Origin of the sequence: Vibrio sp. MOR3 (assembly GCF_001557775.1) — a bacterium.
GTDB classification, from domain to species: domain Bacteria; phylum Pseudomonadota; class Gammaproteobacteria; order Enterobacterales; family Vibrionaceae; genus Vibrio; species Vibrio jasicida.
Genome location: NZ_LNRD01000010.1, coordinates 199,831 through 220,829 on the forward strand (window position 1 = coordinate 199,831; position 20,999 = coordinate 220,829).

Annotated in this window: 16 protein-coding genes; 13 read left to right on the top strand and 3 right to left on the bottom strand. The window is 48.1% G+C overall.

Going from position 1 to position 20,999, the window contains the following annotated elements; translation table 11 throughout:
- The first annotated feature begins 60 nt into the window (after positions 1 to 60).
- Both ATB76_RS18765 and ATB76_RS18770 read left to right on the top strand, forming a co-directional pair.
- Positions 61 to 936, top strand: coding sequence for a MalM family protein (locus ATB76_RS18765; RefSeq protein ID WP_042602490.1), 876 nt, complete (start codon positions 61 to 63; stop codon positions 934 to 936).
- Between the two features lie 85 nt (positions 937 to 1,021).
- Positions 1,022 to 4,114, top strand: coding sequence for a beta-galactosidase (locus ATB76_RS18770; RefSeq protein ID WP_061035920.1), 3,093 nt, complete (start codon positions 1,022 to 1,024; stop codon positions 4,112 to 4,114).
- Positions 4,115 to 4,210: 96 nt separating this feature from the next.
- Here ATB76_RS18770 and ATB76_RS18775 read toward each other — a convergent pair whose 3' ends face one another.
- Positions 4,211 to 4,810 carry a response regulator gene (locus tag ATB76_RS18775; protein WP_061035921.1) on the bottom strand — a complete coding sequence of 200 codons (600 nt, stop codon included), beginning with the start codon at positions 4,808 to 4,810 and terminating at the stop codon, positions 4,211 to 4,213.
- The gene (locus tag ATB76_RS18780; protein WP_061035922.1) at positions 4,803 to 6,695 is read right to left on the bottom strand and encodes a sensor histidine kinase; all 1,893 of its coding nucleotides are present in this window, start codon (positions 6,693 to 6,695) and stop codon (positions 4,803 to 4,805) included. Before ATB76_RS18780 ends, ATB76_RS18775 begins: the two co-directional genes overlap by 8 nt.
- Before the next feature lie 171 nt (positions 6,696 to 6,866).
- On the opposite strand from ATB76_RS18780, the gene dsrO reads away from it, so the two are divergent.
- The 10 genes from dsrO (at position 6,867) to ATB76_RS18830 (ending at position 19,191) form a co-directional block, all read left to right on the top strand.
- Entirely contained in the window at positions 6,867 to 7,634 is a 768-nt protein-coding gene (gene dsrO, locus ATB76_RS18785) for a sulfate reduction electron transfer complex DsrMKJOP subunit DsrO (RefSeq protein ID WP_061035923.1), read from the top strand.
- Complete coding sequence (gene nrfD, locus ATB76_RS18790; RefSeq protein ID WP_061035924.1) at positions 7,631 to 8,728, top strand: NrfD/PsrC family molybdoenzyme membrane anchor subunit; 1,098 nt, start codon at positions 7,631 to 7,633, stop codon at positions 8,726 to 8,728. The genes dsrO and nrfD overlap by 4 nt, the downstream gene beginning before the upstream one ends.
- A gap of 17 nt (positions 8,729 to 8,745) precedes the next feature.
- On the top strand, positions 8,746 to 11,838 hold the full coding sequence (locus tag ATB76_RS18795) for a tetrathionate reductase subunit A (protein ID WP_061035925.1): 3,093 nt from the start codon (positions 8,746 to 8,748) through the stop codon (positions 11,836 to 11,838).
- A gap of 176 nt (positions 11,839 to 12,014) precedes the next feature.
- On the top strand, positions 12,015 to 12,638 hold the full coding sequence (locus ATB76_RS18800) for a c-type cytochrome (RefSeq protein WP_061035926.1): 624 nt from the start codon (positions 12,015 to 12,017) through the stop codon (positions 12,636 to 12,638).
- On the top strand, positions 12,635 to 13,696 hold the full coding sequence (locus ATB76_RS18805; protein ID WP_081094941.1) for a c-type cytochrome: 1,062 nt from the start codon (positions 12,635 to 12,637) through the stop codon (positions 13,694 to 13,696). The genes ATB76_RS18800 and ATB76_RS18805 overlap by 4 nt, the downstream gene beginning before the upstream one ends.
- 150 nt (positions 13,697 to 13,846) lie before the next feature.
- Complete coding sequence (locus ATB76_RS18810; protein WP_061035934.1) at positions 13,847 to 14,851, top strand: substrate-binding domain-containing protein; 1,005 nt, start codon at positions 13,847 to 13,849, stop codon at positions 14,849 to 14,851.
- Between the two features lie 132 nt (positions 14,852 to 14,983).
- The gene (locus tag ATB76_RS18815) at positions 14,984 to 16,315 is read left to right on the top strand and encodes a paraquat-inducible protein A (RefSeq protein ID WP_038880656.1); all 1,332 of its coding nucleotides are present in this window, start codon (positions 14,984 to 14,986) and stop codon (positions 16,313 to 16,315) included.
- Entirely contained in the window at positions 16,308 to 17,954 is a 1,647-nt protein-coding gene (gene pqiB, locus ATB76_RS18820) for an intermembrane transport protein PqiB (RefSeq protein ID WP_042602481.1), read from the top strand. The genes ATB76_RS18815 and pqiB overlap by 8 nt, the downstream gene beginning before the upstream one ends.
- Entirely contained in the window at positions 17,954 to 18,523 is a 570-nt protein-coding gene (locus ATB76_RS18825; protein ID WP_039975293.1) for an ABC-type transport auxiliary lipoprotein family protein, read from the top strand. The genes pqiB and ATB76_RS18825 overlap by 1 nt, the downstream gene beginning before the upstream one ends.
- A 95-nt stretch (positions 18,524 to 18,618) precedes the next feature.
- Positions 18,619 to 19,191 carry a TetR/AcrR family transcriptional regulator gene (locus ATB76_RS18830; RefSeq protein ID WP_061035927.1) on the top strand — a complete coding sequence of 191 codons (573 nt, stop codon included), beginning with the start codon at positions 18,619 to 18,621 and terminating at the stop codon, positions 19,189 to 19,191.
- 158 nt (positions 19,192 to 19,349) lie between these two features.
- On the opposite strand, the gene ATB76_RS18835 is transcribed toward ATB76_RS18830, so the two are convergent.
- Entirely contained in the window at positions 19,350 to 19,736 is a 387-nt protein-coding gene (locus tag ATB76_RS18835; protein ID WP_061035928.1) for a DUF4345 domain-containing protein, read from the bottom strand.
- Between the two features lie 440 nt (positions 19,737 to 20,176).
- On the opposite strand from ATB76_RS18835, the gene ATB76_RS18840 reads away from it, so the two are divergent.
- Positions 20,177 to 20,956 (top strand): hypothetical protein, encoded by a 780-nt coding sequence (locus tag ATB76_RS18840; protein ID WP_042602479.1) that lies wholly within the window; start codon positions 20,177 to 20,179, stop codon positions 20,954 to 20,956.
- Positions 20,957 to 20,999: the final 43 nt, after the last annotated feature.

The window sequence follows — 20,999 nt, forward strand, 5'->3', positions numbered from 1 at the left end:
GCTACTATTTATGAACCCAACGGGGTGAGTAATACGCTCACCCCACAAAGGACAACGCAGATGAAACTAAAACCGCTAGCAACTCTATTCATGGCTCTGTCTCTTGGCGCGTGCAGTGGATTACCAGAGCAAACCTTCAATACCGATTTGAGCCAACCACAATGTTGCTCAACGTTAGATGCTTTGCCTCTGACTGCCCTATCGATTCCTTTCCACCAGCAGGTGGTTATGGATGCAAATCTGCCAAGTGTTAGCAGTGCGGTTTTACTTTCTTCAGATTCTGCTTCATCCAAACTGCTCCCTGTGATGAGCTATCAAATCACTTCTGACGCACCATTCTCGCTGCTTGTTCGCTCTTATGTTGATAACAATGCGCTATTTGCTGCGAACGTTCTTATTTATGACGCGAAGTGGCAGCTTCTATCCGATTACTCGGCGAAAGACTTTAACTACCACACAACGGGCATGCGCGGCTTAGAGCGTGTTGAACAAGTGATCACGGTGAACCCACAACTTAAAGGCGCAAAATACGTGGTCATCGCTTCAGATTCGACACTGCTTGGCACCGAATTGACTCGTAAGCATCCAGAAGAAGTCTACGCAGAAACGCAAAACGTCATTGGCAGTAAACAGCTTCCGCTCACAGCGCAGTTCCAACCTTTTGGCGTTATTGATGTCACGGCGAGCGCCTCCGACAACAACGCAGTGTTAACGCTTTTGGCGGAATTGGGCACACAAACCAACGACACCGCAAAAGCAGAGTTAACTGCTGCCGCATCTCCTGAAGCACAAGATGAATGGACGTTGTACCAATCTCAAATCGATGCAGCGCTCAAAGACAACGACGTAAAACAAGCTGCGGCGATTGCCAACCAAGCAGCTGAGCAAGGCTTTACCCAAGCAAAAGATTATCTCGTGAAGCAATTAGCGAAATAACGCTTCAAGAACAAAGACACTCTCGCTGCGGACTCAAATTCCGTAGCGAAACAAGATTAGAAACAAAAAGTTAAGTAGGAAAACCATGAAGGCATTTTCAGAAATTCTCCAAAGACGCGACTGGGAAAACCCGCAATCAGTGAACATTCACTGTCTTAAGGCTCACAGCCCTCTTTCCAGTTTCCGCGATATTGACCATGCCCGCGACGGTATTCAAGCCCAGCGTCAATCGCTGAACGGACAATGGAAATTCAAACTGTTTGATGCGCCAGAGCAAGTTGACGGCGAGTTCATCGAGTCACAATTCAATGACAAAGACTGGGATGAGATTACTGTCCCTTCAAACTGGCAAATGCAAGGTTACGACAAACCTATTTACGCCAACGTGAAATACCCATTCGAAGTAAACCCACCGTTTGTACCAACTGATAATCCAACGGGTTGCTACCGCACTACCGTGTCACTTTCAGCAGAAGATTTAGCCAATACGCAGCGCATTATCTTTGATGGCGTGAACTCAGCTTTCCACCTTTGGTGTAACGGCACTTGGGTTGGCTACAGTCAAGATAGCCGCCTGCCTTCTGAATTCGACCTAACGCCTTACCTTGTTGCGGGTAACAACAGCTTAGCCGTCATGGTGATTCGTTGGAGTGATGGCAGTTACCTAGAAGACCAAGATATGTGGTGGCTAAGTGGTATCTTCCGCGACGTGACTTTGTTGTCTAAACCACAACAATGTATTGAAGATGTGTTCATCACACCGGATTTAGACGCGTGTTACCGCGATGGTTCACTGTCGGTTGTGACTTCAATTTCTGCGCCGGACACCTACCAAGTTCAAGTGCAGCTGTTTGATGGCGAACAAGCCGTAACAGAGCCACGTATCGACCGTCCTCACAACCGTCGCATTGACGAACGTGGTACGTGGGATGACGTGGTATTCCAAACATTGCACGTACGCGAGCCAAAGAAATGGACGGCGGAAACACCGAATCTTTACCGCTTAGTCGTTTCACTGTTGGATGAAAACGGCGCGCACTTAGAAAGCGAAGCGTACCCAGTGGGCTTCCGTAAAGTCGAAATCACCGATGGCCAATTGAAGCTAAACGGTAAGCCTTTGCTGATCCGCGGCGTGAACCGTCACGAACATCACCCAGAGCTTGGTCATGTGATGACGGAAGAAGACATGATCCGTGACATCTGTTTGATGAAGCAATACAACTTCAACGCGGTACGTACAGCACATTACCCTAACCACCCTCGTTGGTACGAACTGTGTGACCAATACGGTTTGTACGTGTGCGATGAAGCGAACATCGAAACGCATGGCATGCAGCCAATGAACCGCCTATCGAGCGATCCACAATGGGCGCACGCTTACATGAGCCGCTACACCCAAATGGTGATGCGCGATAAAAACCACCCTTCGATCATCATCTGGTCTTTAGGTAACGAATCCGGTCACGGCAGCAACCACAATGCCATGTACGCTTGGTCTAAAAACTACGACCCTTCTCGCCCAGTGCAGTACGAAGGCGGCGGTTCAAACACCACGGCAACCGACATCATTGCGCCAATGTACGCGCGTGTGAATACGGTTATCGAAGATGAAGCCGTGCCTAAATGGGCAATCAAGAAATGGGTGTCGTTACCTAACGAAACTCGTCCTTTGATCTTGTGTGAATACGCACACGCGATGGGCAACAGTCTGGGTAGCTTTAATGACTACTGGGATGCGTTCCGCGATTACCCTCGCCTACAAGGCGGCTTTATTTGGGATTGGGTAGATCAAGGCTTGAGCCAATGGGATGAAAACGGCCAACACTTCTGGGCTTACGGCGGCGACTTTGGCGATGAAATCAATGACCGTCAGTTCTGCATCAACGGTTTGATCTTCCCAGATCGCACGGTTCATCCAACGTTGGAAGAAGCAAAATACTGCCAACGTATGATCACCATATCACTACAAGAACAAACCAAAGAAGCTTGCACGCTTTTGGTGACTAACGAGAACTTGTTCCGAGCGACCGACAACGAGCAATTGAACTGGTCTCTGTTGGAAGATGGCAAAGTTATCCAAACGGGTTCGCTCACGCTTAATGTTGAAGCCGACAGCCAAGCAAGTATTGAGATTGCCCTTAACTTCACGCCAAAAGCGGAAGCGCAATATCACTTAAATACCGACATTACTCTGATTGCTGCAACGCCTTGGGCAGACGCAGAACACCTAGTCGCTTCTGAGCAAATATCACTACGCAATACAACAGGCCTTGCTCTACCGCCATTGGAAACGCAACCAGCACCAATGCTAACGCAGCAAGACAACGCCATTTTGGTGTCTAGCGTAGATGAAAAATATCAATGGCGTTGGGATAGTCAAACTGGCTTGATGACCGATTGGCATGTCGATGGCGAAGCACAAATGCTTGCGGCACCACAAGATAACTTCTTCCGAGCGCCACTGGATAACGACATCGGCGTGAGCGAAATCGACAATGTCGATCCAAACGCTTGGATGTGTCGTTGGGACATGGCGGGTATTGGCCAGTGGGAGCGCCAATGTGTCGCTTGCCACAGTGAAACTCTGGCGCATGCGGTGAAGGTGACTTCGACGTTCGCTTACCACTTTAATGGGGAAGTACAAGCGATCACGACTTGGACGCACACCCTGAGAAATAACGGTGAGATGGCATTGGCTGTCGACGTGAAATTGGCTGATTATTTACCACCAATGCCACGTATCGGTTTGGAATTTGAACTGCCATTGAACGAGCAAAACGCGCCGATCACATGGCAAGGCTTAGGTCCGTTTGAAAACTACCCAGACCGTTTGGCAGCGGCGCGCTTCGGCCAGCACACACAAACACTTGAGCAAATGCACACGCCATACATTTTCCCAACCGACAGCGGTCTGCGCTGTGGTACGCAATGGCTGAAAGTGAATGAGTTAGAAATCTCGGGAGACTTCCAGTTCAGTGTGAGTCAGTACGCTCAGCAGCACTTAGCTGCAGCGAAACACACCAACGATTTGGTCGCAGAAGAGAAGATTTACGTGCGCCTAGACCATAAACACATGGGCGTTGGCGGTGATGACTCTTGGAGCCCAAGTGTGCACAAGGAATTCCAGTTAACGGACAATCAATACGCTTACAAAGTGACGTTTAAGCCTGCTCAGTAATCGATTGATACCCTGAACATAAAACACGTCAGTGTGGCTTAATCCCCAAGTTTCGGCTTGGGGATTTTTTATTTGAGCATAAGTTTTATGCCTGTCTTATTGAGCCAGTTTACCGTAGATGTAAGCCAGCTCTGCCACGGTTTTCGCCGAGAACTTTTTCAACAGACTTGCGCGATGTACTTCCACCGTTCGCATCGCAATACACAGCTCATCAGCAATGCGAATATTGCGCTTGCCAGCGATGATCAAACGCAGAATGTCTTTCTCTCTTGGCGTCAGTGATTCGTACGCCGCTTTCGCCCCCGCAATATCCAAATTCGCCGCAGATTGAACTTGGCCTTTCAAAATCGCTTGTGCCAGCTCATCCCCTTTTACGGGCTTTTGGAAGAAATTCACCGCGCCAGCTTGCAGCGCATCCACCGCCATTGGCACATCGCCATGTCCGGTTAAGTAAATCACTGCCAGTGGACTTTTGGCTTCATTGAGGATTTGATGCACTTGTTGGCCTCGCAAATTAGGCATTCGGCTATCCAGAATTACACAACCCGCTTGATAGATATCCACGTCATCAAGAAATGCCTGCCCATCGGCAAACGTCGTCACAGAGAAGTCATGTTCTTCGAGCATAAACGCCAATGAATCTCGCACCGACTCATCATCGTCGACCACAAATACGGGCAGTTGCTTATCACTCATTCACTTCTCCTGTGTCTCTTTTGGTTTGCTCTTCTTCGTTGCGTTTTGTATTGGCTGTTTTCATGGTTTGGTACGGCAAGGTTAATACCACCAAACAACCGTGTGGCTGAGTAGATTGGATAACGAATTCACTACCGTGCATCTCCATCACATCACGACAGATCGCCAAGCCTAGCCCTAACCCTTCCTGTTTTGTACTCACAAAGGCGGCGGTTGGGTTCTCATGCTCCAAGCCCGTACCGTTATCCAACACTCGAATCGACATACTTCCGGCTTGATAATCCGTGTGAAGCGCAATTTTGCCTTGGTAATTGTTAGGATGATTTTCCGCGTACATTACACAAGCATCTATCGAGTTGTTCATCACGTTCACCAGCACTTGCTGTAAACCTACAGCATCAGCTTCGACCCATTGGGGTTGTCCTTCGCTGCTACGAACCACTTCAATGCCTTGCTTCTGCAAGCGGAAGTTCAGCAGCTCAACCGTATCAGAGATAAGTTGCTCAACATCGCACGCCGCCATGTCGACGCTGCGCTTTTTAATCAAGGTTCGCAGGCGACAAACGATCGCATCGGCGCGTTCTACTTGGGTCTGGATCTTTTCTAATACTGGCACGATATCTTCATGAGGACGCTTCTTAGCTAATCGTAACAAGCCACCTTCGCTGTAGTTTCGGATCGCCGCCAAAGGTTGGTTTATCTCGTGCGCAAGACTGCTGCCTAATTCGCCCACAATAGCCACTCGTTGTGAATGCTCTAACATTTCGCTCTTCTCTTTTAAGCGCAGTAAGGTTTTCTCTAGCGCTTGTTTACTCTTGCTGAAACGATATTCCAGCCAAAAGTGATAAATGTTCAACACAATCACAAACAGAAACAACGCCCACGCCCATTCTTGATGAAAACGCAACCAGCGTAACGCCTCTTTCCACCAAGGTTGCTGCAATGGGTGCAAGTCCATCGCTTGGTAGAGTTTGTCTATCGACAACAAGCTGACTGGTGATGTCCAACCGGATGCTTTGGCTACAATAGCAGCGGGATTATCGGAGGACATCGCAAGTAAGGCTCGACTGATCTTCTTGGCTAATTGAGACGATCCACGCTCCGTTTTCGCAAAAGACCAGTTTGGATACAGGGGCGTCGATACTGCACACTCGGTTTGAGGAAGTTTAAGCGGACTTAAAACCCGAAGTTGTCCCTCTTCCAATAACCCTTCACCTTCCATTTGTTCAACCAAACAAGCTGGAACCAACGCCGCTTCCACATTGTGGTCACGCAGTTGGTAGAGGTTGGCATCAATTGGGAAGCCTAAAAAGCGCACGTCCGAGAAGAAGTCATTCGGATCTAATCCTTTCTCTATCACTTGATAACGCAATGTGAGGTAACCGCCAAAGGCTTTCTCTGACACCGCTGCAATCGGCAAACCGGAAACATCATTGAGAGTGGAATAAGTCGAATCAGAACGCACCACCAACGCCGACCCAATGCCGTAATTGGAGTTTTCTGGCGCTTGGCTGGTCAACGTCGCGATCCAAGACAGCGCGTACTGACGCCCCAAGCGCACTGCTTGTCCGGGGTTAGTGAGAATGAAGTCCATGCTTTGGTTTTCGACTGCTTTGGTCATGCCATCGAGATCTAGCGGATGGAGAACAAACCGGACTTCAGGGATCTGTTGATTGAGCCAATAAATCGTCGGTTGCCAACGCTGCTCCGCATATAAATGGCCGCGTATGGCTAGCACACCCACATCGACTTGCGGTTTAGAGAAAGCGCTGGAGTCTAATGTCTGCGTTGGTGCTGCATGTACAACAGAAACCGTGAAGCAGCCGGATATAAGACTGACAAAAACAATCCATAAGCGAATGAAGTTTAGCGATTTTTTCAGCATGAATTGTTTCTTAATCCTCGGTATTAGGAGCATCAGAATAACAGCAACATAGCGGAATCCACATTTGTTTTAGATCAACTTTGCTCTCGGTATGTGGAAATCCACTATATCGGCAAAGGACTGCAATTCTGACAATGAAAACAAACTCTAATCAATCTTAGCAGGTGAGTTATGGATTCCACCAAACGCCGTTTTCTCAGTGCCGTTACCGCAGGCGCTGCGCTGATTCCGATCGCCGGAATTGGCACAGCCACAGCAGGCACAGTGATCAGAAACAACAATGAACCCGACCGCAAGGGCCAAGTCGGTAAACGCTACGCCATGGTTGTCGATTTGCGTAAATGTGTTGGCTGTCAGGCTTGTACTGTCGGTTGCAGCATCGAGAACCAAGCCCCTATTGGCCAGTTCCGAACCACAGTAAAACAGTATGAAGTCACCCTCGATGATGGCTCAACCGCAACGGAAGAAGTGAAGTCTTTCATGCTGCCACGCTTGTGTAACCACTGTGATAACCCGCCGTGTGTGGCCGTTTGTCCGGTGCAAGCCACCTTCCAACGAGAAGACGGCATCGTGATGGTCGATAACAGTCGCTGCGTGGCGTGTGCTTACTGCGTTCAGGCTTGTCCTTACGATGCGCGCTTCATCAACGAAGAGACCCTCACTGCGGACAAATGTACTTTCTGCGCACATCGCCTTGAAGAAGGTTTGCTGCCAGCTTGCGTGGAAACGTGCGTCGGTGGTGCTCGCGTGATTGGTGACATCAACGATCCGAACAGCGAAGTTCACCGCCTGATGACACAGCACCAAGACGACATCAAGGTGCTAAAACCAAACGAAGGTACCAAACCTCACGTGTTCTACATCGGCATGAATGAACGCTTCACTCAACACATTGAAGGTCAGCCTGCGATTTACGATCCACAAGGAGAAAAAGCATGAACATAACCGAAGTGCTGGTACAGCCTCAGGCCATCGCTTGGCTTTCGTGGGCAGTACAATATTTCTTCTACATCGGCTCAGCTTATGCGGCGGCTATTTTGTTCTTAATCGCGCTGTTGTTTGAATCTCACACCAGCCATCGTCTGCGCGCCGCCTTGGTGCTGACTTTGGCGATTGGCGCGATCGTTGGTCCGCTCGCGTTAACAGGCGATCTCCACCAGCCGGGACGTGCTTGGCATTTCTACGCACACCTAACGCCATGGTCTTGGATGTCATTAGGTTCGTTGTTCTTACCTCTGTTCTCTGGCTTGGCTGTGGCAACGGCATGGTTATATCTGCGTAATGATTTGATCAACCTAGAGAACCAACCGGGTAAGGTATTTCCGCTACTTGCAAAGCTCTCGCTAGGCCGTTGGAAAACCAGCCGTAAACTGATGATGGCAGCATCGATTGTGACGGTCTTATCTGGCCTCACCATCGCGCTTTACACTGGCGCAGAGATTGCGATCGTGAAATCTCGTTCGTTGTGGCATCAACCTGCATCGCCTGTGCTTTGGTTTGTGACTGCGTTTATTGGCGCGGTCGGCTTTACCCTACTTACTTGGCTTTTGATTCCATCGAAGTCGGACCGCCTGACCTTCGGAGATACTCGTTTACTGTGTCAGACGACCGCAATTAGCGGCGCATTATCGCTGTTGTTGATTCCTATCTGGGCTTCTAACAATGCCAGCTCATCCCTTTACGCTTCTCCATTATGGGTACAGCACATCGCCTTACTAACGTCTTTGCTGCTGGGTAGCGTGCTGCTTGCACTGTTTACGCTGCGCGATACCAACCGTCACTTCATTCGAGTGTTATTCATGTCTGGGATGGCACTGACCACAGCGTGGACGGTTCGTTGGATCACCATGATGGAAGTACAAACCATCGCTAAGTTCGATGTTGGCCCATATCCATATGACTTGCCGATTGGCAGTAATGGTCTGCTCGGCATCATCGGCATGTTTGGCCTGTGGATTGCGCTGGCATTACTTGGTTCCGAACTGATTCAACCAAAGCGTGAATCGGCACCTTCAACCCTAACTCAACACTGATCTAAGAGGATTTCATTATGGATAACAAACGCCGTCAGTTTTTGAAATCTGGCCTTGCAGTGGGCGGGCTTGGAGCCTTTGCTGCAGGCTACGCAACCACCACCAAACACATGGTAGAAGGTGCTATTCACGGCACTGCGGGTGAGAAAACCCGTGATATTCACCACGGCAACTCACTGGAGCCAGAATATAAGGTGAACGACAAGGGCAACTTAATCCCGAACCCAAATCAGCGTGTTGCGCCATCAATGTGTTTTGGTTGTTGGAGCCTATGTGGTTTGCGCGTTCGTATCGACAATCGTAACGACGAGATCCTGCGCATTTCGGGCAACCCATACCATCCGTTATCACATCAGCAACACATTCCATTTGAGACGCCTGTAAAAGACGCTTACTTGAGCTTGGCGAGGGAAAACGGTTTAGAAGGCCGCTCCACAGCGTGTGCTCGCGGTAACGGCATGATGGAAATCCGTAATAGCCCTTATCGCATTACCCAACCACTTAAGCGTGTGGGCAAACGTGGTGAAGGCAAATGGGAACCGATCAGCTACGAGCAATTGGTGGACGAAGTCGTCAACGGTGGTGATCTGTTTGGCGAAGGTCATGTTGAAGGTTTGAAAGACATTCGTGACCTCACGACGCCCGTTGATCCGCAAAACCCAGAATACGGCCCGAAAGCCAACCAACTGTTGATGACCAACGCCGGTAACGAAGGCCGTGACGATATCTTCAAGCGTTTTGCTTTTAACAGTTTTGGTACGCGTAACTTTGGCCACCATGGTTCTTACTGTGGCTACGCTTTCCGTGCAGGCAGCGGCGCGTTCATGAACGATTTGGATAAGAACGCCCACTTAAAGCCAGACTTCGATAATGCCGAATACGTTATTTTTATTGGCATGTCACCAGCACAAGCGGGGAACCCGTTCAAACGTCAGGCTCGTCAGCTAGCCAAAGCGCGCACCGAAGGCAAACTGGAATACACCATTATCACGCCGAGCTTGCCAGCAGGTTCATCCAGCCTTGCAGCGGGCGATAATAACCATTGGATGCCAATTAAACCGGGCACCGATTCAGCCTTGGTTCTTGGCATGATTCAGTGGATCATCGCCAACGAACGCTACAACAAAACCTTCCTTGCTCAACCAGGAGCAACGGCGATGCAAAGAGCGGGCACGGCACATTGGTGCAATGCCACTCACCTTGTGATCAGCGATGAATCTCACCCACGTCACGGGCAATTCTTACGTGCATCTGAAATGGGCATGCCATTTGAAGGGGAAGCACTGTCAGAGACAGATCCATACGTGATTGTCGATGCGCAAAGCGGCGAGTTGAGCGTACACAAGCAGGCGGGTGAAGCATCGTTGTTTGTCGACCAAGATGTAGAGCTGACATCAGGTGTCGTTCGCGTTAAGTCATCCTTGCAACGTTTGAAAGAGGAAGCGTTTAAATACGATCTGGACTTCTACAGCGAACAATGTGAGATCCCAGTGGATCAAATCATCGCGCTAGCAAAACGCTTTACCAGTCATGGCACTAAAGCGGTTGTCGATACTCATGGCGGCAACATGCACACCAACGGCTTCTACAACGCCTTCACCATCATGATGCTCAATGCTCTGATTGGTAATATCAACATGAAAGGCGGCGCAATGGCGAAAGCAGGCGGTTATCCGACATCTGCCGCAGGCCCTCGTTACGACTTCACTCAATTTGAAGGCAAAGTGGGACCAAAAGGTGTGTTCCTTTCACGCAGCAAATTCCCTTACCAGAAAACAAGCGAATACAAACGTCGCGTGGAGGCAGGCGAATCGCCTTACCCTACTCGTGCTCCTTGGTATCCGTTTGCAGCGCCTTTACTTACCGAGCATCTCTCGGCGGCGATCGATGGTTATCCATACCGAGTGAAAGCGTGGATCAACCACATGGCGAACCCTATCTATGGCGTGCCGGGTTTAAAAACGCTACTTGAAGACAAGCTAAAAGATCCAAAGCAGCTCGGTTTGATTGTTTCTGTCGATGCCTTCATCAACGAGACAACGGCACTATCGGACTACATCGTGCCAGATACTGTCACTTACGAAAGCTGGGGCATGGCATCACCTTGGCATGATGTTCCAGTAAAAGCAGTGACGGCTCGCTGGCCAATCGTGGAAGCTCGCACAGAAAAAACCGCCGATGGTCGCAGTATTTGTCTCGAGAACTTCCTGATTGATATCGCCAAAAAGATGCAGCTAGGCGGCTTTGGTGACAGCGCCATCAAAGACACGCAAGGTCGTTTACACGGTATTCACTCTGCTGAAGACTTCTATCTTCGCTCAGCAGCCAACCTTGCCTACGTGAAAGGTGGCGTTCCGGAAGTGAGCGCAGAGGACATTGCTTGGTCTGGTCTTGAGCGTCTATTGCCAAGCATGCAAAAAGCACTAACACCAGATGAGATGAAGCGCGTGGCATACATTTTTGCTCGTGGTGGTCGCTTTGAAAACGCTACAGAAGCCTACAAAGGCGAGCAAATGAAGTACAAGTGGACGCGTCCAGTCGCGATTTGGAACGAGCGTGTTGGCAGCGCAAGAAACACCATGACAGGCGAGTTCTACAGTGGCTGTCCGACTTGGCATCCACAAAAGCTCGCAGATGGCACGCCACTTGAGACTCAGTACCCGAAAACCGAGTGGCCATTTAGTCTGACCAACTTTAAATCGAACATTCACAGCGCAGTATCCAACTTATCACCACGCTTAAACTCGATTAAAGGTGTTAACCCTGTCTATATCCATCCAACGGATGCCGCTGCGGTTGGCATTCAAACTGGCGACCATTTCGTGATTGAAACACCGGGAGCCAACACTACCGCACTTGCAATGGTCATGTCTGGTATTCGCCAAGGGACGCTCGGTTTTGAACATGGCTTTGGCCACACAGAGCTAGGTCAGCGTGCGCACTGGATTGGTGATAAACAACAACCAGTGAAAACCAGCGGTCATGATGGCGTCAACATCAACGACGTAGGTTTGATTGACCCTACTCGGGAAGGTAAAGGCGTGATGTTGGATTGGGTGGTTGGTGCAGCGGCACGTCAATCTCTGCCAGCGAAGATTCGCAAAGCGTAGCGGATTCAGCCACCATTCATTTGTTAGGCTTCTTCCCTTTTAGGGTGGAAGCCTTTTTTATTTCTGCAGCAAGCCGCAATGCCTCTCCACAAGATTTATGTGGATTTCCACAATAGCCACAACTAATAACAATACTCACAATAATGCGCTCAAATAATAATCAAATGTGAGTCAGCATGTTTCGTAACTTATCTTTGGCTGCGCTTTGCTTGAGTGCCGCCTCTTTCGCAGCCTATTCTGCACCACTCCCCGAACACGGTGAGATCTGTACCGGATGCCATGGTGTCGACGGTAAAGGCCAAGCAGGTATCGCACCTATGCTTGCCGGACTGAATGCCGGCTATATGGAAAGCCAGCTCGAACTCTTCTCAAGCGATAAACGCCACAATGTCATCATGAAAGGCATGGCCGATGAGCTTAGCGACCCAACACTTCGTGCAGAAGTTATGCAATATTTTGCTCAATTACCGACTTGGGAATTTACCGACCTTGAGCAGCGCGGTGACCAAGCCGATATCAGCAACCCCTATCGTAAACTGGTTTATCAAGGAGACTGGGATAGAAACATTCCCGCTTGTTCAACTTGCCACGGCGCAAGTGGTATAGGTGTAGACAAATTCCCGCGCCTTGCGAGCCAACAAGCCGATTACTTACAAAACCAACTTCATGCTTGGAAGAACGGCACACGCAGCGGTGATCCGCTCAATATGATGGGCAGCATTGCGAAAAAGCTCACCGATAAAGAAATCGAAAACTTGTCTTACTACTTCGCTTCTTTGCGTTATGAGGAGTCGAAATGAAACTGATTTACTCCCTACTGCTTGCAAGCATCTCTACCCTTGTACACGCCAGTGATGCAGCAAACCATGAACTGCCAGATCGCCAAACCGAATTACCAGCGGTACAAAAGCACGCTGATACGCAATACCTTAAACCTCGCGATTTGAGCACCATCGAAAACGACGAGTTTGGTCAGAAAGTGAAATACGGCTACTCACTGTTTGTGAACTCGCAGCAAATGCGTGGACGTTATGTGGGTAACGAGCAAAACTGTGTGAATTGCCATATGGAAGCCGGACGTAAAGCTAACGCAGCACCACTTTGGGCGGCTTATATGGCCTACCCTGCTTATCGCAAAAAGAACGACAAAGTAAACAGTTACGCCGACCGCATTCAAGGCTGTTTCACCTATTCGATGAATGGTAAGCCACCAGCAAAAGACTCAAAAGAACTAGAGGCGCTCAGCGCTTATGCCTACTGGTTAGCAATGGGAGGCTTATTGGACCAATACGGTATGCAAGATGAGCCAGTTCCTGCCATCAGCACTGAACAATTATTGACGGGCGGTAAGGCAGAAGACTTTCCGTTGCCAGAAAAAATCGCTAACGCTTTGCCTACAGATAAACGTGGCAACCTAGCAGGCCGTGGCTACCCAAAAATTGACAATCCAGAGCTTGATCCTTCACCAGAGCGTGGCGCGCAAGTTTACGTTGATAACTGCGCGGCCTGTCATGGAGAAAGTGGTCAAGGTATTCACGATGAAAACGGCCGCTCTTACATTCCACCTTTGTGGGGCGAATACGCTTACAACTGGGGTGCAGGCATGCACCGAATCAACACTGCGGCTTATTTCATCTACGAGAACATGCCTTTGGGCAAAAGCGTTCAATTGAGTAAACAAGATGCATGGGATGTCGCGGCTTATGTCAACAGCCATGAACGACCACAAGACCCTCGCTACAAAGGTGATTTGCAAGCAAATGCAGCGAAGTACCACAACCACCAAGGGTACTACGGCAAAGAGGTGAATGGTCATATTTTAGGCAGTAAAGCCTTCCCACCAACTACGGTAGATTGAGGCGTAACTTCAATTCGACTAAAAGCGTGTTCACCTGAGCACGCTTTTTTGTTTTAAAACCTTGATACACCGCCACTATTCTCAATTGGGTGTTTGAGTTCATCCGCTGTGCATTGTTAAATGAAGCAAATTTCAGATCCTGAGTTCCCTATGGCTACCATCAAAGACGTCGCAAAAGAAGCTGGCGTATCCATTGCAACCGCCTCTCGCGTCATCAATAACGCCCCACACACCAGTGAATCCGCGATTGTCGCCGTCAAAGAAGCAATGACGAAACTAGGCTATCGCCCAAACGCCAATGCGCGCGCACTGGTCAGTAAATCGTCCAACGCGATTGGGGTATTGGTGAACGACGTTTCTGCGCCCTTTTTTGGCACCATGGTCAAAGCCATCGACACCATTGCCAGTGAGCAAGAGAAACAGCTTCTGATTGGCAGTGGCTATCATGATGCCGTGAAAGAGCGCAACGCGATCAACTTGCTGATCAACAGCCGCTGTGAATCTTTGGTCGTGCATAGCAAAGGCATGACAGATGCCGAGTTAGCCACGCTCGCCAATGAAATTCCGGGTATGGTGTTGATCAACCGTATCGTGCCAGACATCGCTTCACGCTGTATTGCGTTGGATAACCGAAAAGGCTCTTACATTGCCACTGAGCATTTGATTCGCAATGGACACGAACACATCGGCTATATCTGCTCAGGTCATGATATTGAAGATGCACGCGATCGCCGCGACGGCTATCTTGATGCTCTGCGAGATAACGGCATCAAGATTCGTGAAGAATACATCGAATACGGCGAGCCAGACGAAACCGGCGGTGAGCAAGGCATGGTAAACCTGATGGCGAAGAACACGCCCATCACTGCTGTTGCTACCTACAATGACTATATGGCCGCAGGTTGCATGACGTTACTGCAAGAAAACGGCATCCGTATTCCTGAAGACATGTCGGTGATTGGATTCGATGATGGCCATATCGCACGCTACATTTACCCTCGCCTAACGACCATTCGTTACCCAATTCAAGTCATGGCAAATGAAGCGGTCAAACTCTCACTTCAGTTAGTAAATAACGAAGAAGCCGAACGCACAGAACACAAATTGTTCATGCCAATTCTGGTCAGACGTGCTTCTGTTGGCAATATCAAATAACCTCAAACCAGCCTCACCGGCTGGTTTTTTCTATTAAACAGGTAAGAAGCTTGTAAAACATCCCCGCAAAAACAAGCGCATATCTTGAAAAAGGGTTATTCTTAGTGATTAAAAGTACGAAATAATAACTGAATGAGCATTCAACCCAATTCACGTCAATTAGTCTCCTGTGAGGAGTGCGGCTTGGTCGTTCGTATCCCAGATATCGAGCAAGGTCAAAAAGCGCAGTGTCCTCGTTGCGAACATTCGCTTACCAAAGTGAACGCGAAACCGTATCAAAGCGTCATTGCTGTATCGGTGGCTTGCTTGATCACCTTAGTTTTAAGTGTCTCATTCCCGTTTATGTCATTCAGTGTTCAAGGCTTATCTCAAGAGATTACCTTGATGCATGCCGCTAAGATGCTAGCCGAGTTTCATAACGCATTACTCGGGGCTTTGCTTCTGGCGACCGTCGTGGTGCTGCCCGCAATCTACGTCGGATTAATTCTGTTTTTACACCTTGAAGCCTTGAAGTCACTCAAGCATCCATTAGGTAAGAAGCAGATTCGCATGGCGAAAACCCTATGCCGGATCTTATTCCGTGTTGAACCATGGTTGATGGTCGATGTGTTCCTGATCGGTGTCTTAGTGAGCTTAATTAAAATCGCCTCATTGGCTGAGATTGGCATGGGTAGTTCATTTTGGGCATTCTGTGTTTACACCGTGCTGGTCGTGAAATGTATTTCAATGGTCGATAAGAGCTGGCTGTGGGGACACTTCATTCCTGCGATTGAACTGCCAAATGTGAAAGAAGGTGATACGCACCACAATGAAAACCACATTGGTTGTCACACCTGTCATCAACTCAACCCTATTGAAGACAAAAAACATCAAAAGTGTCTTCGTTGTGATAGCCCAATACACAAATACAACCCTACAGACAGCATGCAGAAAGCATGGGCCTTACTTTTTGCGGCAATCATTTTCTACATTCCTGCGAACCTTTATCCAATGATGTACACAGTGAGCCTCGGTCATTCCGAAGGCTCGACCATCATGGAAGGTGTGGTTCTTCTGTGGCAACTGGGCTCCTACCCTATTGCAGCGGTTATCTTCTTCGCCAGTGTGTTTATCCCAATGGCAAAAATGTTGGCACTCGCTTGGCTGTATTTCAACGCTCAAAAAGCACAATACTTGCCTCCTGAAGAAAGTATTTCACGCTTGAAAATCTACCGAATTACAGAATTTATCGGTCGTTGGTCAATGATTGATATTTTTGTTGTCGCGATTTTGGTTGCGCTCGTGCAGTTGCAAAACCTAATGGCGATTTACCCTGGTCCAGCAGCGCTTTCATTTGCTGCTGTGGTCATACTCACCATGCTCTCTGCAATGATTTTTGACTCGCGTTTGTTGTGGCAATTACCACAAAACGAAGCGCAGGAGCCAATGACTAATAACTTAAATGAGAAAGCCAAATATGAGTGATGAGAACAAGGCAACCGCTCAAATAAAACCGCAAAAGCAGGTCTCTGCGATTTGGATCATTCCGATCCTTGCGTTAGCGATGGGAGCGTGGATGCTGTTCCAATACATCAACAGCACAGGGCCAGAGATCACACTGAAATTACCAACAGCAGAAGGTATTGAAGTCGGTAAAACAGAGATCAAAGCACTGAACGTAAAAGTTGGCGTGGTTACTGACGTTAAACTCAGCAAAGACTATGACCACATCATCGCTACAGCACAAATGAACAAAGACGCGAAACGCATGCTGCGTGAAGACTCCATGTTCTGGGTCGTTAAGCCTCGTATTGGTCGTGAGGGCGTGTCAGGTTTAGAAACCCTGTTATCTGGTGCCTACATTCAACTTCAACCAGGCAATTCTCAGGTCGAAAAAGAGCATTTTGATGTTCTCGATGTGCCACCTGTCGCTTCCCCTGACGCAGAAGGTCTACGCATTGTTTTGACACACCGCGAAGCCGGAAAACTTGGCGTTGGTGACCCAGTGATCTACAAAGGCTTTACCGTGGGTCGAGTTGAAACGACGAGTTTCGATGTCGACACTCGCCGCGCTTTGTACCAACTGTTTATCTTCAAGCCATATGACAGTCTTGTGCGTACCAAAACTCATTTTTGGTTGAGCTCAGGTGTCGATTTACAGCTTAATGCAGAAGGCTTTGAGGTGAAGTTCGGTTCACTAGAAAGCATGATTACGGGCGGCGTAACCTTCGATACCCTGCCAGGAATGGGCGCAGGAGATGAGCTTAAAGAAGACATGACACACTTCCGTTTGTTCGATGATGTTAAACAAGTGCGCGAAGGCATGTACGATGAATACATTCAGTTTGTGATGATGTTTGAAGAGTCTGTTCGTGGTCTGAAAGCTAAAGCACCGGTTGAATACCGTGGTTTACGCATTGGTACCGTTATCAAAGTGCCTATGCGAATGCCAACGCCAGAAGAAGACTTCTCCGCGAAGAAAATCCCAGTGCTTGTACGTATTGAGCTTGGCCGAGTTTATGAAAATTTACCATCAAGCCAACTGCCAAGGTTCAAAGAGAAGCTAAAAGAAGAGTTTGCCAAAGGTCTTCGCGGTACGCTGAAAACGGGTAACTTGTTAACGGGTGCGCTGTACATCGATGCGGATTTCTATCCTGATGATGAACCTTACGTGCCGAGCCAATTTGAAGATTTAGATGTCTTCCCAACCAAACAAGGTGGCTTTGCTCAGGTTCAACGCCAAGTGAATGACTTCCTAACCAAGCTAAACAGCTTACCAATGGAAGACACGTTGAACTCACTGAACAAGACGTTGAAGAACTCGGAAAAAACGCTTGCTTCAGCAGAGCGTGTTGCGAGCAGTGTGGATCGTCTTCTCAACCAAGAAGACACCAAAGCGATTCCAGCCGACATTCGTAAGAGCCTAGAACAGCTGCAAAGAACATTAGATGGCTACGGTCCGAACTCCACCATGTACAGTGAAATGGAGTCGACGCTGAAAGAGCTAGAACAAGTAATGACTGAGTTCAAACCAGTCCTTAAGCAGTTGAACGAAAAACCAAATTCATTGGTATTTGGCGAAGATGAAGTCAACGACCCAATCCCAGTTAGAGGACAAAAATAATGAAACGCGGACTTTTATTGATTTCTGCCCTTCTGGCAGGTTGCAGTAGCGCTCCTGAAGACACAGGCGCTTTGTATGTCTTACCGGAAGCAAGCTCAGCAAAGGTAAGCGACACCATGATTGCACAGCGTCCACAACTTGTGGTTCGCCCAGTTGAATTGGCAAGCTACCTTGCCGACAGTGGCATAGTGTATCGCGCTTCAGAGACCCAGATCATCCAAGCGAAACATAATCAGTGGGCGCACAGTATCTCTGAGCAAATTACTCAACGAGTGATCGCTGAACTGCGTGGCAAACAAACTCAATACTGGCCGGTAGACGTCAATAACCTGCTCGACCAGAGTGGCGAAAGCAAGCTTCAATTGTCACTGAGCAAGTTCAATGGCAGTTATGAGGGCAACGCTGAGATCGAAGGCGAATGGCTCATTGTTGATGCTAACGGCAAAGTGAAGACCAGTGCACCGGTCAAAATCAGCATGCCTTTACAAGATGAAGGCTACGATGCACTTGTCGACGCACTATCGGTAGGTTTGAACAACCTGACAGATCAAATCGCCGCTCAGCTATAACACTCCTCGCCCATTCAGTTCTCTGAGTGGGCGACTTTTTCTCCCCTTGTTTTCCCGATACACTGTAACCCTGCCCTTTTAGTGAGTGATAAAGAATGAAAGACATGCGACAAGCGTTGCTCGATGCCGGATTGCATTTGATCAATGAACACGGCTTTGCTGGTGTGGGCTTAATGAAGATCATTAACGAAGCAGAAGGTACTAAAGGGTCGTTTTATCACTACTTCAAATCAAAAGAACACTTTGGTGCGATTTTGCTGCACGACTACTTTGAAACGCACCTTGAGCGTCTCGAACGCTTTTTGAGTGACGAGTCCAAAGCGCCAAGCGAACGCGTGCAAGCTTACTTTGATGATTGGTGCGTCGTTAAGTTGACCGAAGACTTTCGTATTCAATGCTTGGTCGTCAAACTCGCTGGTGAAGTTTCTGGTCACGACACTGAAATGCAAAGTGAAATGGCTGTCGGCACTAAGAAAATGATTGAGAAAATGACGACTTTCTTTGAGCGCAGCAATCAAGAAGGCACGCTTTGTTTGTCCGCACCGGAACAAACAGCAAAAACACTGTTTAGCTTGTGGTTGGGTTATACCTTGCTTGCGGCAATGCAAAAGGATCGCGCAATTTTAGAGGATGCGATGCAAACCACCGTTAAGCTCCTAAACGAGTAAGCAGAACCTCTCACATACTCGGCAAAACACAGTGCAACACATATATCGAGAGAAACCATCAAGATAAAGACAACAAAGCCAGCATTTCGCTGGCTTTGTGTTTATTTGGTCACTAACCCTAGCGCTATACGACGAAGTATCCCTTTCATAGATTTTCCTTATGCTGTTTGCTCTTCTTTTCTGGTCATCTTCAGCCCCACCAAGCCAAAGCCGAACTCCAAAAATAGATACACGACTAACAACCAATGCGGCATTCCATCTACTAGCAAACTCAAGAGCCTTCCCATCGCTAAGCCCCACATAAAAATGACCAAGCTATACAGTGCAGGTAGACGATATTTGGTGCTCATCGCCCCCATTACCCAAAACATAGCGAGCGCTAAATACAATCCCATGACCGCTCGGAAAATGTGGCTAACGTTCACCGAGGATGCATCAATCCCAAATAAAAATGAGAGCGAGTCAACCGGTGAAAAACCATAAGAAAGTGCAATTGGGGTAAGACCTGCCGCAGCTAAGAGAAGAAAAATACTTTGAATTTTCATGACATCTCCTGATTCGCTGTTTCACATACAGCGTAGTTAAATTAACAAATTAAACAAGTTGCATAATTAATGCATTTTTGAAAGGGGCTTGACTACGCCAGCCTGTCTTTAAGCAAACATCAATAAAGGCGCCAAAATACACAAACCAGATAGCAGGACGTTTTCGATTTTCATCTGGGATTCTCCGTCAAATATCATTCCATCAACGTTGAATGTTGAACGCGTTACCACGTTCTTCGATGGTCAAAGAATACACAATACAAACCGGTCGGTCTAGGGTTATTTACAAAAAAGATCTTGGCTCGATCATAGGGAATCGGTATCACGCTGAATTGAAAAGAAACTTATCCATAAACCTGAGATTTTGAATTACTTCAATCCATGCTCTACGCTAATTTTGTGCAATTCATTTAATAACGATTACAAACACGGACGTTGATATGGCTAAGATGACCTTCCCTTCTATCGCCCTTATTTCCTCGCTTGCAGTGGCACCAAACGCAATAGCAGAAGATACGCAATCCCCATCAAGCAACTGGCAACACAGTGTCGAGATCTACATGCTCGCCTTAAATATCAATGGCGATACCACCATGGGTAACTTCTCCTCCAGTCTCGATGTCGATCCAAAGTTCATCATGGATCATCTCGACATTGGCGCTATGGCAAGACTTGAAGGGGTATATCAAAACAAATGGGGTTACTACATCGATTACAGTTTTATGGACCTCAGTGGTGACGTAAATAACCTGTCAGGTATTCTCCCTAATGTCAGTTATCGTGCTGATTTGGAGATCCGTCAGGGTGTTCTCGAAGCAAAAGCATTTCAACGTGAAACCTACTCATTCGGCATGATCGATTACATGTTTGGCTTACGTTGGTGGGATAACGACATCAAGGGTAAGGTTTACCGCAACGATAACCGTATTCTGGTGGATAGACTCAACATCAAAGAAGACTGGGTTGATTTTCTAATGGGTGTTCGATGGATCAATGACCTAACCAAAGATTGGCGCTTTCATGCCAGCTTGGATGCCGGTTTAGGTAAAGACACCAACTTTACCTATGCGACCCAATTTGGTTTGCGTTACCACATTAATGATTGGTCGGACGTTAACCTCGCTTACAAATCCACTTGGGTTGATTACGTAAACGAAGGAACCTTTGAATACGATACCGCCTCGCATGGCTTCTTAATCGGTCTTGGTTTGTACTTTTAATCACTTTAGGGCGAAGTGTTTCGGCATTTCGTACCGGATTCTC